Origin of the sequence: Nocardia sp. NPDC006044, assembly GCF_042871115.1 — a bacterium.
GTDB lineage: Bacteria > Actinomycetota > Actinomycetes > Mycobacteriales > Mycobacteriaceae > Nocardia.
The window spans coordinates 1,513,164-1,528,736 of sequence record NZ_JBIAID010000001.1 but is presented as its reverse complement, the minus strand read 5'-3'; the positions used below and the strand labels follow the sequence as shown (position 1 = coordinate 1,528,736).

The window sequence follows — 15,573 nt, the reverse complement described above, 5'->3', positions numbered from 1 at the left end:
CGTTGCCTCATCTCCTCGTCCGACAGCTCTGCCACCGGCGCGTCCGGTGGAACGCGCCGGGCTGGCCGTGCTGTTGCTCGGAACCGCGATCGCGTACCTGTGGCACATCACGGTGAACGGCATGGGCAACAACTTCTACGCGGGTGCCGCCTGGGCGGGATCACGGGATTGGCAGGCGTTGCTGTTCGGGTCGCTGGATCCGGGCAACTTCATCACGGTGGACAAGCCGCCGGTTTCGCAGTGGGTGATGGGGCTGTCCGGGCAGTTGTTCGGGTTCAGCAGTGCGAGCATGCTGGTGCCGCAGGCGTTGATGGCGGTGGGGGCAGTGGGGTTGACGTACGCGGCGGTGACGCGGGCGACGCTCAGCCGGGGATCCGGGCTGCTGGCCGGGTTGGTCCTGGCGGCAACTCCGGTGGTGGCGTTGATGTTTCGGTTCAACAACCCGGATGCGGTGCTGGTGTTGTTGATGACGGCCGGCGGGTATTGCACGATCCGGGCGCTGGAGCGGGCGAATGGGCGTTGGCTGATGCTGGCGGGGGTTGCGCTGGGGTTCGCGTTCTTGGCGAAGTTGCTCGAAGGGTTGATGGTGTTGCCCGCGCTGGGGATCGCCTATCTGATCGTTGCGCCGACCTCGTTGCGGAACCGGTTGTGGCACTTGGCCGGCGCCGCCGCTGCGTTGATCGCTTCCGCGGGTTGGTATGTGCTGCTTACCATCTTGTGGCCTGCCTCGTCACGGCCTTATCTCGCGGGGTCGGCGGACAACTCCTTCATGGATTCGGTGTTGGGTTATAACGGATTCGGCCGGTTTCTCGGTAATACGCCGGCGACCGGTCGGATCGCGCTGCCGGACGGGTATCAGACGCCGCCGGGGTTGTTGCAGAGTTTCAATGATTTCGGTTCGCCGGGGCTCGGCCGATTGTTCGCCGGGGAGAGCGGGTTCGAGATCTCGTGGCTGATTCCGGCTGCGCTGGTGGCGTTCGTGGTGGCGATGGCGTCGCGGTGGGGTGCGCCGCGAACCGATCTGATACGCGGCGCGGCATTGGTTTTCGGACTGTGGTTGATCACCATGGGTGGGGCGTTCAGTGCGATGAAGGCGATCGAGCACTCCTATTACACGCTGACCCTGGCGCCCGCTGCGGCCGGGATGGTCGCGATCGGTGTGCACGAACTGTGGCGGCGGCGCGACGAGCTGTTCGGCAAAGTCGGGGCGGCGGTGTTGATCCTGTCCATGGGGTTATGGGCTTTGGTTGTGCTGCAACGCAATTCGGACTGGCTGCCGTGGTTGCGCTGGACCGTCGCGGCGGTGGCGGTGGCCGCGGGGCTCGGCGTGCTGGTGACCGCGATTCCGGTTCCGGGCGGATGGCGTACCGCGCGAACCAGAGTGACCGCGGTGCTGCTGGTCGTCGGCGTGCTCGCCGGGCTAGGCGGATCGACGGCCTATGCGGCGGCCACGCTGCCGCAGGCGCATACGGGGCGCAGTCCCCTCGTCGGACCGGCCAAGCCCGTCGAGACCGGCATCGCCGCCCTGATCCACCGCCAGACCCAGAACTTCGCCGACGGCGGCGCCTTCACCAACCCGGAGCTCGTCACGATGCTGATGAGCAGCACGACCAGATGGTCCGCCGCCGTGGATCGCGGTTCGATCGCCGCCGCCCTCGAATTGGCCAGCCGCACACCGGTAATCGCCATCGGCGGCTTCGCGGGCGAAGACCCGGCACCAACGCTAGAGGAGTTCCAGCACATCGTGGCCGATCACGAGTTGACCTACTACCTGGTCCAGGAAATGCAGCTGCCCGCCTCCTGGAAAGTCGGCGGCCAGCCCGCCACCACCAGCCCGACCACCCCCGAAAAGCCTTGGCAGGTAACCGGAAAGCCCGAAATCGCCACCTGGGTCAGCCGCCACTACACCGCCACCCACATAGGCAACATCGCGGTCTACGACCTCACTCCCCACCCCAACTAACCCAACTCCCGCACCACTTCTGAAATCAGAAGTGGTGCGGCTGTAGCACTAGCGGCGGAGGCGGTCGCGTAGGCGGCCGACGAGGGTGCGGCCGGAGTCGTGGTCGCGTTCGGTGAAGAGGAATTTCAGTTCCTCTTCGAGGGCTTTGCGGACAACGTCGCGCAATTCCTTTGCGGCCGTGGTGATGTCGTCGGCGTCGCGCCAGGGGGCCGGGTCGATCGGGGTGCCGGCGGAGAAGTAGAAGCGCTCGGGGCGCGGGAGGACGGTGGGACCGAGGCCGCGGAGCAGCGGGGGTGTCAGTTCGGGGTTCAGGCCGAGGGCCTGGACGGTCCAGCGCAGCGGGCGCAGCAGCGGGTGGTCGCCGTCGACCACGATGTCGTACGCGTCGTCGACGCCGATCATCGCGACCGGCACGATCGGCGCGCCCGCCTCGATCGCCATCCGCGCGAAGCCGGTGCGACCCTCCCACTTGAGCAGGTACTTCTCGTTCTTGCGGCGCACCGCCTCCCGGCCGCCGCCGGGGAACACGATGACGGCCTCGCCGCGCTTCAGCAGGGCCAGGCAGTTGCCGCGGGTGCCGCGGACCGCGCCGTAACGATGCAGGAAGTGCCGCACGCCGGGGACCGCGATCAGCACATTCTCGGCCAGCCCGCGAATCAGCCGACCGCGCCGGCGCAGCACCTCGGGCAGCAGCAGCGGTGCGTCGATGCCGCCCATCAGATTGTGGTTGCCGACAAGCAGCACGGGCCCATCGGTCGGGATGTTGTCGAGCCCGTAGAACCGCGGACTCGTCCACGCCCGCAGCGGCGACAGCAGCGCCTCGATTACCCGCAGATCGCTGTCGGTCAGCGAAACCGCCAGCGGAGCCCCATCGCTGAGCGCGGGCTTGTCGAGCAACAGCGCACCGGACGCCTTGTCTGCGGAATCGGCCGAACCCGAACGGTCGTGCGACATACATCCCTCCTGATGTCGCCCCGAACGATACCGTAACGAAATCCACTGTGCCGCATCAGATGTGAGCGCCGACACAGTCCACACGGTCTGGTATCGCCTAACCGATCTTCCCCTACCCACAAAACCACCCCCAGCCAGCCTCATCCCAACTTCTCCCCGGCCCACAGATTTGCTGGCAATACGCGCGCTTCACCGCAACCCTTGCGCGCAGCAAGACTCATTCGCCTCAACTACGGCAACGCGATGCAGACCACGCCAACATTCGCGCACTGCGGCCCCTCGGCCCAACGGGACCTGGCAACGGCAAAGCACGAGTAACCCCACAACCTGGTCCCACTCAACGACAGCCAGCTCACCGAACGGGACTTGGCAGCGACAAAGTGCGAGTGCGCGCTCAGCCAGGTCCCGTTTGACGGGAGAGCCTCGCCGGGTGGGACCTGGCTGGGGTGGGGTGCCGGGTGTAATCGCCGGAGCCTGTTGGGGCTTGGCGGGTGGCCTGCCTGGCGAAGCCTGTTGGGGCTCGGCCGGGCGGCCCGGCCTAGCTGGGCTGGGCTGGGCTGGGCTGGGCTCGATGGAAGCCCGTTGGGGCTCGGCGGGTGGGCTGGCCTGGCGAAGCCTGTTGGAGCTCGACCGGGTGGGCCTGGCCTAGCTGGGCTGGGCGGCCTGGCCTAGCTGGGCCGGGCTGGATGGAAGCCCGTTGGGGCTCGACCGGGTGGGCCTGGCCTAGCTGGGCTGGGCGGCCTGGCCTAGCTGGGCCGGGCTGGATGGAAGCCCGTTGGGGCTCGACCGGGTGGGCCTGGCCTAGCTGGGCCGGGCTCGATGGAAGCCCGTTGGGGCTCGACCGCGCGTGCCTGGCCTAGCTGGGCTGGGCTCGATCGAAGCCCGTTGGGGCTCGGCGGGTGGGCTGGCCTGGCTCGGTAGAACCGGTTGTCGTCAGGGTTGGGGGTGGCCGTTGGATTCTGGGGTGGAGGGTCCGCCGGCGTGGGCGTATTCGGAGAGGGCGGCGGCGAGGGAGTGGGGGACGCGGGCGTGGACTCGGGTGCCGCCTTCCTCGTGCGTGGAGTCGATGATGCGGCCGTCGGCGTGGATGCGGGCGAGGAGGTCGCCTCGGCTGTAGGGCAGCAGGATGCTGATTTCGGCGTCCAGGCCGCCGAGCACCTCGGCGAGGCGGTCGCGCAACGCGTCGATGCCGAGGTCGGCACGGACGGAGACGTAGGCCGCGTCGGGCAGCTGGCCGCGCAGGCGGGTGAGGGCCATCGGATCGAGAGCGTCGATCTTGTTGACCACCAGCAGTTCCGGCGGCGCGGGGGTGCCCTGCTCCTTGATCACGTCGGTGATCACCTCGCGGACCGCCTTGATCTGTTCGGCGGGCAGCGCGTCGGAGCCGTCGACCACGTGCAGCAGCAGGTCGGCGCCGGTGACTTCCTCCAGCGTCGACCGGAAGGCCTCGACCAGCTGGGTCGGCAGGTGCCGGACGAAACCGACGGTGTCGGTGAACACGACCTCGCGGCCGTCGTCGAGATCGGCGCGGCGGGTGGTCGGGTCCAGGGTGGCGAACAATGCGTCCTGCACCAGAAGTCCGGCGCCGGTGAGCGCGTTCATCAGGCTGGACTTGCCCGCGTTGGTGTAGCCGACGATCGCCACCGACGGGATGCCGCTGGAGTTGCGGCGGGCCCGCATGGTGTCGCGCGCGGTCTTCATCTCGCGGATCTCGCGGCGCAGCTTGGCCATCCGCTCCCGGATGCGGCGACGATCGGTTTCGATCTTCGTTTCACCGGGACCACGCAGGCCCACGCCGCCGTTGCTGCCCGCCCGGCCACCGGCCTGCCGGGACATGGACTCACCCCAGCCGCGCAGTCGCGGCAGCATGTATTCCATCTGCGCGAGCGCGACCTGCGCCTTGCCCTCGCGGGAGGTGGCGTGCTGGGCGAAGATGTCGAGGATCAGCGCGGTCCGGTCGATCACCTTGACCTTGACCACCTTCTCCAGCGCGGTCAGCTGCGCGGGCGTGAGTTCACCGTCGCAGATGACGGTGTCGGCACCGGTCTCGAGTACCACCGCCCGCAGCTCCTCGGCCTTGCCGGAACCGATGTAGGTGGCCGGGTCCGGCTTGTCGCGGCGCTGGATCAGCCCTTCGAGCACCTCGGAACCGGCGGTCTCGGCGAGCGCGGCCAGTTCGGTCATGCTCGCGTCGGCCTGCGCGGCGCTGCCCGCGGTCCAGACGCCGACCAGCACGACCCGTTCCAGGCGCAGCTGCCGGTACTCGACCTCGGTGATATCGGTGAGTTCGGTGGACAGCCCGGCGACCCGGCGCAGCGAGCTGCGTTCGTCGAGCTGCATCTCGCCGACCGTGGGTTCGGCGGACGTCCAGCCGCCGGAACGCTTCATGCGCGCGGCGTGCTCGGCGACGACATCGCCGGTTACGGCGTCGTCGTCCCCAGCGCCGTCAGCGGCAGCGTCGAGCTGGATGTCGTCATCGGCCGTCTCGGTGAAGTCGTCGGCCGGAGTGAATTCATAAACTTTGGATTTCGTCATACAAGATCCATGATCCCACGATGCACCGACATGGCGCATTCGGATATTGCGCACAGCGTGTTGGGGGTTGTCGGGTCAAGTTCGCGTGAACACGAACCCGCTGGTACTTCTCGCCCGGGCAGTGCCGAAGCCGGGCCGACGAACTACACCATGGTGGCTTCCTTGCGCGCCGACTTGGCCGCGAGGTCGGCGGTGGTGTGCGCTGGTCACGCCGTCGCCGAAGCCACCACCGCCCTGACCGCTACCCGGGTCCGATCACCCGGAGCGGGAATCCATCGAGCTACAGCGCTCCGAGGTGCTGCCACCAACCCTCGGCGATAGCCCCCGAGGCGACGAGGACCGAGGGGCCGCGCAGCCAGGCGGTGCCGTTGGCGAGGCCGACGGTGACCTCGCCGCCGGGGATGCGGACGCGGACTTCGCCGGTGCCGGTGGCGAGGTCGAACCCTTCGCGGGCCAGGGCCGCCGCGGCCGCGGCGACGGTTCCGGTTCCGCAGGAACGGGTTTCGCCGACGCCGCGTTCGTAGACGCGCATGTCGACGGAGCCGTCGGCGAGCGCGGTCACGATTTCCACGTTGACGCCGTGCGGGAAGAGGTCGGGGTCGTAGCCGGGGGGCACGGTGAGGTCGAGTTTGGCCAGGGCGTCGACGGACAGGTCGGGGACAACGCAGGCCAGATGCGGGTTACCGACGTCGATGCCGAGACCGGAGTAGGCCCAGCCCGCGACGGTGGCGGTGGATTCGCCCAGTTCGCGCACGGTGCCCATGTCCACCGTGACGTCGCCGTCGACCACATCGGCGGAATGCACGACGACCGGCCGTCCACCGGCCCGGCTGCCGACGACGAATTCGCACGCGCTCTCCAGCCCGGAAGACACCAGGTAGTGGGCGAAAACGCGCACCCCGTTGCCGCACATCTCGGCGATCGAACCGTCGGCGTTGCGGTAATCCATGAACCAGTCGGTCTCGCTCACGGCGGGCGGCAGCTCGGACAGCACACCCGCGGCCCGCAACGCGCCCGCCCGCGCCACCCGCAGCACACCATCGGCGCCGAGGCCGCGTTGCCGGTCGCACAGCGCGCTGATCCGCTTGGCGGTCAGCTCCAGCTGAACCTCGAGGTCAGGCAGCACCACGAAGTCGTTCTGGGTGCCGTGCCCCTTGGTGAACTCGATATCCGACACGTCCGTGTTCTCCCTAACTGCTCGTCATTTGGCAAACGTCCGGCGCTGCCGGGAAATTTCGTAGAGCGCGACCGCCGCGGCCGAAGGCGCGCCGAGCGAACTCGCGGTGCCGCCCATCGGGATGTGCACCATGTCGTCGCAGGCGTCCTGCCAGGCGGCGCTCATCCCGCTGGTCTCGTTGCCGATGACGAGGATGGTGGCCTCGGTGAAGTCGTGATCGTAGGCCGCGCGCGGGCCGTTCTCGTCGGTGCCGACGATCCGGGTCGGAATCCCGCGTTGCACCTGCCGATCCCGGAATTCCAGGACCTGGGCGGCGCCGGCCGCCCGCAGCACCGGCATCGCGAACAGCGATCCGGTGGACGCGCGCACGGCCTGCGGGTCGTACTGGTCGGCGCCGTGTCCGGTGACGATCACGCCGCTGGCGCCGAACGCGTCGGCCGAACGGATCAGCGTGCCGAGGTTGCCCGGCGAGTTCGGGCGGTCGAACACGACGACCACGGGCGCGTCCTCCCCCGGCTCCCCCGGTTCGAACGTGTCGAGCTCCTGCTGCCGCGACACCGCGACCGCCACCAATTCCGGTATGCCGCCGACCTTTTCGCCCAGTTCGGCCATCAACTCCGGCACCAGGCCGACCTGCGGCACGTCGCTGGTGTCCAGCACCTCCCTGGCCCAGCTGGACAGATCGGGAGTCCCGAGGCGGTAGAGCAGCGTCTCCAACGGCCAGTCGTTGGCCACGGCCTGGGTGATCGGGCGCACCCCCTGCACCAGGAAGCGCCCGTCGCGATGACGTTTGGTCCGGTTGTTCAGGTACGCCTGCCACACCTGGACCGAGGCATTGCGGGTGCTCACACGTCGGGTCACTGCGGAGTCCGTTCTTTCTCGTCGAGCAGGGCGAGCGCGGTCGCCACCAGATCGGGGGCGGCGCCGTCCACCCAGTGCACCCGGGGGTCGCGCCGGAACCAGGAGCGCTGCCGTCGAACGTAGCGCCGGGTGCCGATGAGGGTGCGTTCTTGCGCGTGCTTCACGTCGTATTCGTTGTCGAGGTAGGACAGGACTTGTGCGTATCCGATGGCGCGCCGGGCGGTGACGCCGTCGCGCAGGCCCCGGTCGAGCAGGCCGCGGACCTCGTCGACGAGTCCGGCGGCGAACATCAGCTCGGTGCGGCGTTCGATCCGCTCGTCCAGGGCGGCGGTGTCGCGGTCGACGCCGATGATCACGGTGCCCCAGCGCGGCGTGCCGATCTCCGGAGCGGACGCGGCGAACGGCCGGCCGGTGAGCTCCACGACCTCGAGCGCGCGCACCATGCGGCGTCCGTCGGTGGGCAGGATGCTCGCCGCCGCGGCCGGATCGGCGGCCCGCAGCGCCGCGTGCACCGCGTCGACTCCGCCCTCGACGAGCACGGCCTCCCAGCGGGCGCGCACGACCGGGTCGGTGGCCGGGAACTCCCACTTGTCCAGCAGCGCTTGCACATACATCATCGAGCCGCCGACGATCACCGGGACGCGGCCGCGCGCCATGATCGCGGCGACATCCGCGCCGGCCGCGGCTTGATAGGCCGCGACGGTCGCGGTTTCGGTCACGTCGAGCACGTCGAGTTGGTGATGCGGGATGCCACGCCGCTCTTCGACGGTGAGCTTCGCGGTGCCGACGTCCATGCCGCGGTAGAGCTGCATCGCGTCGATGTTGACGATCTCGCCGCCGAGTCGTTCGGCCAGCTCGAGTCCGAGGTTCGATTTGCCGGTCGCGGTCGGGCCGACCACGGCGATCGGGGTGATGCCGGGATCGCTCACGACTCGGCCCCGCGGGGGGCTGGCTCCGCCGGCCGCCACAGACTCACGTCGTAACCGACGCCGAACGGGGCGTCCTGGTAGAGCGTCTCGACCACCGGATCGGTGTCGAACAACCCGGCCAGCACTTGGTAAGCGGCCCGGCCGGACAGCACCAATTCCGCGCACAGGCCGGGATCCAGGGCGCGTAGCGCGGCCCGGTCACCCGCGGCCAGCGCGCGATCCAGTTCACCCTGCACAGCGGGAGCCCGCTCGTCCAGATATCCGGGCGCCTTCAAGGACAATGTCGCCGCGCCGTCGGCGATAACGAGCACCCCGTGCCGTTCGTCCGAATTGTCCAATTCTGCACGAAGTTTCGCGCCGAGTTCGAAGCAGCACGCCACCGAAGTGTCCTCGGCCACAATGCGAACCTCGGCTCGCACACCCGGCGCCACCTGCCCCCGCAACCACCCAGCGATCAACACCGGCAGCGGATGCTGAGCGTCCGGCTCGGCCGCGGCGTCCGGCGACAGCGCGACCCGCACGTCCGCGCCGAACCCGCGGAACGTCCCGACCGTCTCGGGACCGAACACCTGGTCGGCGACCCCCGTGCCGAGCACTGTCCAGCGGTCTGTCACTCCCGCAAGCCTTTCCGCGGCGGCCAGCACGGCCGCCCGCAGCACCCCGCGCGGATCGTCGGACCGGCCGGGAAGCGCGCCTGTCACGCCGCCGCAGAGCTCGGGCACCAGGATCGGTGGCGACGGGACCAGGGCGGCAATCGAGAACACCGGATAACCGTAACCGTTCCGCGCGACGCCCTTACGCACCGCGGGTACCGCCCGGGTTCGAGTGTCTCTGCCGCAAAGCTGGTCGAGATTGATACTGTTCGATGAGCTACAACCCAGGTCATCAGGGGTGGCAATCCCCGAGATTCCTGCACGTGCGGGCCTGGGTCGATGGTCACAAGCGCTCGGACCGGGTTCAATGGGATGAGCTAGGGCGTAACCAGGCAGCCGTGACGCGCGGCAGGGACGAGGAGCAATGACCGACAGCAACGGAACCGCGAAAGCCAGCCCCGGCGCGATGCCGCGCTCTTCCGGTGCCCCGAAACCCGGCGGCTCGGTCCAGCCTCCCAAGCCGCACGCGACGCCGGGCCAGACTCAGCATCCGCATCCCGTCGTGCCCACCACCTCCGACCCCAGTGCCTGGGGCCGGGTCGATGACGACGGCACCGCCTGGGTGAAGACCGCCGACGGCGAACGTCAGGTCGGCTCCTGGCAGGCCGGCGACGCCGCCGAGGGGCTGGCCCACTTCGGCCGCCGGTTCGACGACCTGGCCACCGAGGTCGCCCTCCTGGAAGCCCGCCTCGCGGCCGGCGCGGACGCGCGCAAGACCAAGGCCGCCGCCGTGGCCCTCGCCGAATCGCTGCCGACCGCCGCCGTCATCGGCGACATCGATGGTCTGGCCAAGCGCCTGGCCGCGATCGCCGAACACTCCGAAGAGGCTGCCGCACAGGCCAAGGAGGAGAAGGACAAGGCGCGCCACGAGCACACCGAGCGCAAGGAATTGCTGTGCGCCGAGGCGGAGAAGATCGCCGCCGAGTCCACCCAGTGGAAGGCCGCGGGCGATCGGCTGCGCGAGATCCTCGATGAGTGGAAGTCGATCCGCGGCGTGGACCGCAAGGTGGACGACGCGCTGTGGAAGCGCTACTCCAAGGCCAGGGAGGCGTTCAACCGCAGGCGCGGTGCGCACTTCGCCGAACTCGACCGGGAACGCGCGTCCGCGAAGACCCGCAAGGAAGAGCTGTGCGTGCGCGCCGAGGAACTGTCGGGCTCGACCGACTGGGTCGGCACCGCGGGCATCTTCCGTGACCTGCTGGCCGAATGGAAGGCCGCGGGCCGGGCGCCGCGCGAGGCCGACGAGGCGCTGTGGCGGCGGTTCAAGAGCGCGCAGGACGTGTTCTTCGCCGCCCGCAACGCCGCCGTCACCGAACGCGACGCCGAGTTCGACACGAACGCCGCCGCCAAGGAAGAACTGCTGGCGGCCTACGAGCACATCGACCCGGCCAACGGCCTGGAGCCCGCTCGCGCGGCGCTGCGTGAATTGCAGGACAAGTGGGACGCCATCGGCAAGGTCCCGCGCGAACGCATGCAGGAGCTGGAAGGCAAGCTGCGCGCCATCGAGAAGCGGGTCCGCGACGCGGTCGACGCGCAGTGGCGGCGTACCGATCCGGAGGCGATGGCGCGGGCCGCTCAATTCCGTGAGCGGGTAGCGCAATTCGAGGAGCAGGCGGCCAAGGCGCAGGCCGCGGGCAAGGCTCGCGACGCGGAGAAGGCGCTGGAGCAGGCCAAGCAGTGGCGGGAATGGGCCGAGGCGGCGGAGGGCGCGGTCACCAACCGCTAGATTCCAGCCCGGCGGCACCGGTCGCCGAAGCCGCACACGTCCTGACGCGTCGCATACCGAATTGCATGCGATTCGGTATGCGCCTCGTCAGAGGGTGTGCGGGTGATCCGCGCCGCGCATGTCGACGCGCCGAATCCCATGGACGGGCGGCGTCTCGGAGTCGTGCGTCCGCTCGCAACCGGTGTGGCGCATCCGCCGACCCGGCATGCGAGGCGATGCGCCTCTCGGAAGCTGTACCGCTACTTCACTTTTCGCCGGTGAGGCGGCGGCGGTCGCGTTACTTTTCGCCGGTGAGGCGGCGACGGTCGCGTTCCTCGGCGGCGGCCGACGCGTTGCGGCGCTGTTCTTCCGCCGCCAGTTGCAGCGCGGTGCGACTCCAGACCACGCGAATCCAGTGGAATGTCAGCACGATCGCGGCGATGGTGCCCAGGATGAGCCCGATGGCCGGGCCGGCGCCGTGATAGTTGTTGATGCCGGGCGTCTGCCGGTGCCAGATCGAGAAGACGCCGAACACACTGGTGATCGCCGTTCCCGCGACCGCGATCCAGGCCAGGAACCAACGCCGGGTCATCAGCGCGAGCGTCGAGAATCCGACGCCGAAGACAACCAGGAACCAGACGAAGATCCGCGACGGCAGCCCGATGTGTTCCATCCGCGCGGCCTCGGTGCCGAGCAGCACATCGAACCCGCGCGCGCCGCCGGCATGCGGCAGCACCAGCGAGAGCAACAGGACGAACACCGCACCGGCCACCACCATGGCGCGCACGCCGGGATCGATCTCGCCGGCGATGCGCCGTTCCACCGCATCGAGATCATCGCGGAACTGCTCGAAGTTGCTGCTCTCGACCGAGTTCACTGAACCCTCGTTTCGTTCGGCTTGTTCGTGGTTCGCTGCTGTGCCCGCGTCCACTGTGCCATCAGCGGGTTCGGCCGCCGCGGCCGACCCACTACCGCCGGTAGTAGGTTTGCGCTCGGGTTCCGCGCCACCGGCCACGAAACCGTCTTCGCCAGGCTTGTCGTTCACGCCGCCCCCTCGGTCCCAGGTTCCGGCTCGTGCGCGGCGACTCGCTCGATCGGCCCCACGCTCGAACCGCGTTCGACTCCAGGATGACCGAGTGCGCCGGCGGTGTCCGAGCTTCGCGCACTCATGCGCCGCAACCGGTCGAACAGCCCGCGGCCGCGACCGGTTCCGGCGCGGGCGCGCCGATGCGGGGCAGTCCGAGGCCGACGCCGATCGGCTCGGTCTTCGGGGTGACGCCGCGTTCGTGCGCGTCACCGGCGGCGGTGCGCCGATGCGACTTGATCGGCGAGTCGGCGATCAGGTGGTGCGGCGCGGCCTCGGTGATGTCGAGGGTGACGATGTCGCCGGGACGGATCGACTCCGGCGTGCCGCCGGGACGGAAATGTACCAGCCGTCCGTCGCGGGCCCGACCGCTCATTCGCGCGGTGGCAGCGTTCTTCTTGCCCGCCCCGTCGGCGACCAGCAGTTCGACCTCGGTGCCGATAAGCGCCCGGTTCGCCTCCAGCGAGACTTCCTCCTGCAACGCGATGAGCCGCATATAGCGTTCCTGCACAACGGCCTTCGGCAGCTGATCGGGCATGTCGGCGGCCGGGGTGCCCGGCCGCTTGGAGTACTGGAAGGTGAACGCGCTGGTGAACCGCGCCTGCCGGACCACGTCGAGGGTCTCCTGGAAGTCCTCCTCGGTCTCCCCCGGGAACCCGACGATGATGTCGGTGGTGATCGCCGCGTGCGGCATGACCGCCCGCACCTTCTCGATGATGCCCAGGAAGCGCGCCTTGCGGTAGGAGCGGCGCATCGACTTGAGCACCCTGTCCGAACCGGACTGCAACGGCATGTGCAGTTGCGGGCAGATGTTCGGCGTCTCGGCCATCGCCTCGATCACGTCGTCGGTGAACTCGGCCGGGTGCGGAGAGGTGAAGCGCACGCGCTCCAGTCCGTCGATGCCGCCGCACGCGCGCAACAGCTTGGCGAACGCGCCGCGATCGCGCGGCTGCTCCGGATCGGCGAACGAGGCACCGTACGCGTTCACGTTCTGCCCGAGCAGCGTCACCTCCAGCACGCCCTGGTCGACCAGCGCCTGCACCTCGGCGAGCACGTCACCGGGGCGGCGGTCCACCTCCTTGCCGCGCAGCGACGGAACGATGCAGAAGGTGCAGGTGTTGTTGCAGCCCACCGAGATCGACACCCAGCCCGAGTACGCGGACTCGCGCTTGGCCGGCAGGCTCGACGGGAACGCCTCCAGCGACTCCAGGATCTCCACCTGCGCCTCGGCATTGTGCCGCGCGCGTTCCAGCAGGACCGGCAGCGAGCCGATGTTGTGCGTGCCGAACACCACGTCCACCCACGGCGCCTTGCGCACGACCGTGCCGCGGTCCTTCTGCGCCAGGCAGCCGCCGACGGCGATCTGCATGCCGGGCTGATCGGCCTTGATCGACGCCAGATGGCCGAGCGTGCCGTAGAGCTTGTTGTCCGCGTTCTCGCGCACCGCGCACGTGTTGAGCACGACCAGGTCGGCCGTCGCGCCCGGCGCGGCCTTCACGTAACCCGCGTCCTCCAGGAGTCCGGACAAGCGTTCGGAATCGTGCACGTTCATCTGGCAGCCGAAGGTGCGTACCTCATAGCTGCGAGCGCCGTCTGCGGGGAGTTGGTGGGGGTTCAACACCGCCTGTCCGATCGAATCCACGCGTCCAGAGTACGGGCAGCGGCAACCCCAATTTTAGGGGCATCGGCCTCGGGAACGCGCCGCCAAACGGCGGCACGTTTGGCGTCGGCCCGCTCACTTGTGGCGGCGGGTGTCCTCGCACACACATACGCTGATCAGGCACGCTGCGTCACCGTCGCGCCCGCCTCGGCGTCCGACCGGCGCGATTCGGACGAACCGGACGAGAGCGTTAACGGGACGTGTCAGCTCGGCGCGGCAAAACGGTGTGTCGCCGAAACTCTCGCAAATCCGCATTTTGCCTTTACAGTCTTGGACCATGACCGACGACGCCGCCGCGCCCGATACAACCGGGAACGCTTCAACCGGGGACGCCAGCGCCGCCAGCGCGCCGATGATCTCGATGCGCAACGTGCAAAAGCACTTCGGTGACCTACACGTCCTGCGCGATATCGACCTGGAAGTCCCCAAAGGACAGGTAGTCATTGTTCTCGGGCCCTCCGGTTCCGGGAAATCGACGCTGTGCCGCACTATCAACCGCCTCGAACCCATCGACTCCGGTGACATCGCCATCGACGGTGTCCCCCTGCCCGCCGAAGGCCGCGGCCTCGCCGCGCTGCGCGCCGACGTCGGCATGGTTTTCCAATCGTTCAACCTCTTCGCGCACAAGACGATCGTGGAGAACGTCATGCTCGCGCCGATGAAGGTCCGCAAGATCAAGAAAGAAGCGGCGCACACCCACGCCATGGAACTGCTGAACCGGGTCGGCATCGCCAACCAGGCCGACAAGTACCCGGCCCAGCTCTCCGGCGGTCAGCAGCAGCGCGTCGCCATCGCCCGCGCACTGGCGATGAACCCCAAGGTGATGCTGTTCGACGAGCCGACCTCGGCGCTGGACCCGGAAATGGTCCAGGAAGTGCTCGACGTGATGGTCTCGCTGGCCAAGGACGGGATGACCATGCTGGTCGTCACCCACGAGATGGGCTTCGCCCGTCGCGCGGGCAACCGGGTCCTGTTCATGGCCGACGGCCAGGTGGTGGAGGACACCGAACCAGAGGTCTTCTTCACCGCGCCGAAGTCCGATCGTGCCAAGGACTTCCTCGGCAAGATTTTGAGCCACTGAAACATAGAGATCGACCCGCTGCGCCCGTGCCGAACATTTGGACGGCCTTGTTCCAAGACCACGGCCAGCAAACCCATGAGAGGGAGAAGGAAACTCGATGAGGATCAACCGTGCTCTGCGACTCGGAGTCGGCGCGATCGCGCTGACCGTCGTCGCCGCGACCGCCACCGCCTGCGGCGGCGGTGACAGCAAGTCGGCCCTGGATCACGCCAAGGACGGCAAGCTCACCATCGGCATCAAGTTCGATCAGCCCGGCATCGGGCTGCGCAACAAGGATGGGTCCTACAGCGGCTTCGACGTCGAGGTCGCCAAGCTGGTGGCGGGGAAGCTCGGCGTGAAGCCGGAGGGCATCACCTGGAAGGAATCGCCGTCCGGGCAGCGCGAGACGCTGATCGAGAACGGACAGGTGGACTACATCGTCGCCAGCTACTCGATCAACGACGCACGCAAGCAGAAGGTCGACTTCGCCGGTCCGTACTACATCGCGGGTCAGTCGCTGCTGGTGCGCGCGGACAACACCGACATCAACGGCCCGGACAGCCTGAAGGGCAAGAAGGTCTGCTCGGTGAAGGGTTCCACTCCCGCGCAGAACATCGACAAGAACTACCCCGACACCCAGCTGCAGCAGAACGACACCTACTCGGTGTGCCTCGAGGGCCTGCGCGCCGGTTCGTGGGACGCCGTGACCACCGATGACATCATTCTGGCCGGCTACGCCGCACAGAGCACCGGCGCGTTCAAGGTCGTCGGCAAGCCGTTCACCACGGAGAACTACGGCATCGGCCTGAAGAAGGGCGACAAGGAGTTCCGCGACAAGGTCAACGACGCGATCGAGGCGAGCATCGCCGACGGTTCGTGGAAGAAGGCCTTCGACTCGACCGTCGGCGTGTCCGGCTACCAGGCGCCGGAGCCGCCGAAGGTCAACCGGTACTGAGGTTTACCCCGCACGGGTGGCCTGCTCGCACCGGATC

At 68.6% G+C, this 15,573-nt stretch carries 12 protein-coding genes; 4 read left to right on the top strand and 8 right to left on the bottom strand.

Going from position 1 to position 15,573, the window contains the following annotated elements; translation table 11 throughout:
* Window positions 1-46 precede the first annotated feature (46 nt).
* Complete coding sequence (locus ACFYO1_RS07245) at window positions 47-1,963, top strand: glycosyltransferase family 39 protein (protein WP_387228029.1); 1,917 nt, start codon at window positions 47-49, stop codon at window positions 1,961-1,963.
* A 48-nt stretch (window positions 1,964-2,011) separates the two neighbouring features.
* Here ACFYO1_RS07245 and ACFYO1_RS07240 read toward each other — a convergent pair whose 3' ends face one another.
* From ACFYO1_RS07240 to ACFYO1_RS07215, 6 genes are all read right to left on the bottom strand, one after another.
* Entirely contained in the window at window positions 2,012-2,917 is a 906-nt protein-coding gene (locus ACFYO1_RS07240; RefSeq protein WP_387228027.1) for a lysophospholipid acyltransferase family protein, read from the bottom strand.
* 933 nt (window positions 2,918-3,850) lie between these two features.
* The gene (gene hflX / locus ACFYO1_RS07235) at window positions 3,851-5,305 is read right to left on the bottom strand and encodes a GTPase HflX (RefSeq protein ID WP_387231747.1); all 1,455 of its coding nucleotides are present in this window, start codon (window positions 5,303-5,305) and stop codon (window positions 3,851-3,853) included.
* Between the two features lie 427 nt (window positions 5,306-5,732).
* Complete coding sequence (gene dapF, locus ACFYO1_RS07230) at window positions 5,733-6,620, bottom strand: diaminopimelate epimerase (RefSeq protein ID WP_387231745.1); 888 nt, start codon at window positions 6,618-6,620, stop codon at window positions 5,733-5,735.
* A gap of 33 nt (window positions 6,621-6,653) precedes the next feature.
* Window positions 6,654-7,490: a TrmH family RNA methyltransferase gene (locus ACFYO1_RS07225; RefSeq protein ID WP_387228025.1), complete on the bottom strand. Its 837-nt coding sequence runs from the start codon at window positions 7,488-7,490 to the stop codon at window positions 6,654-6,656.
* Window positions 7,487-8,419 (bottom strand): tRNA (adenosine(37)-N6)-dimethylallyltransferase MiaA, encoded by a 933-nt coding sequence (gene miaA, locus ACFYO1_RS07220; RefSeq protein WP_387228022.1) that lies wholly within the window; start codon window positions 8,417-8,419, stop codon window positions 7,487-7,489. The genes ACFYO1_RS07225 and miaA overlap by 4 nt, the downstream gene beginning before the upstream one ends.
* The gene (locus ACFYO1_RS07215) at window positions 8,416-9,183 is read right to left on the bottom strand and encodes a hypothetical protein (RefSeq protein ID WP_387228020.1); all 768 of its coding nucleotides are present in this window, start codon (window positions 9,181-9,183) and stop codon (window positions 8,416-8,418) included. Before ACFYO1_RS07215 ends, miaA begins: the two co-directional genes overlap by 4 nt.
* A gap of 253 nt (window positions 9,184-9,436) precedes the next feature.
* Between ACFYO1_RS07215 and ACFYO1_RS07210 the strand changes: the two genes are divergently transcribed.
* Window positions 9,437-10,798 (top strand): DUF349 domain-containing protein, encoded by a 1,362-nt coding sequence (locus ACFYO1_RS07210; RefSeq protein WP_387228017.1) that lies wholly within the window; start codon window positions 9,437-9,439, stop codon window positions 10,796-10,798.
* A gap of 277 nt (window positions 10,799-11,075) precedes the next feature.
* Here ACFYO1_RS07210 and ACFYO1_RS07205 read toward each other — a convergent pair whose 3' ends face one another.
* Window positions 11,076-11,708, bottom strand: coding sequence for a hypothetical protein (locus ACFYO1_RS07205; protein WP_387231744.1), 633 nt, complete (start codon window positions 11,706-11,708; stop codon window positions 11,076-11,078).
* A gap of 235 nt (window positions 11,709-11,943) precedes the next feature.
* Window positions 11,944-13,503, bottom strand: coding sequence for a tRNA (N6-isopentenyl adenosine(37)-C2)-methylthiotransferase MiaB (miaB, locus tag ACFYO1_RS07200; protein ID WP_387228015.1), 1,560 nt, complete (start codon window positions 13,501-13,503; stop codon window positions 11,944-11,946).
* A gap of 370 nt (window positions 13,504-13,873) precedes the next feature.
* On the opposite strand from miaB, the gene ACFYO1_RS07195 reads away from it, so the two are divergent.
* Both ACFYO1_RS07195 and ACFYO1_RS07190 read left to right on the top strand, forming a co-directional pair.
* Window positions 13,874-14,602, top strand: coding sequence for an amino acid ABC transporter ATP-binding protein (locus tag ACFYO1_RS07195; RefSeq protein ID WP_387231742.1), 729 nt, complete (start codon window positions 13,874-13,876; stop codon window positions 14,600-14,602).
* A 97-nt stretch (window positions 14,603-14,699) separates the two neighbouring features.
* On the top strand, window positions 14,700-15,536 hold the full coding sequence (locus tag ACFYO1_RS07190; RefSeq protein ID WP_387228013.1) for a glutamate ABC transporter substrate-binding protein: 837 nt from the start codon (window positions 14,700-14,702) through the stop codon (window positions 15,534-15,536).
* The last annotated feature ends 37 nt before the right edge of the window (window positions 15,537-15,573 follow it).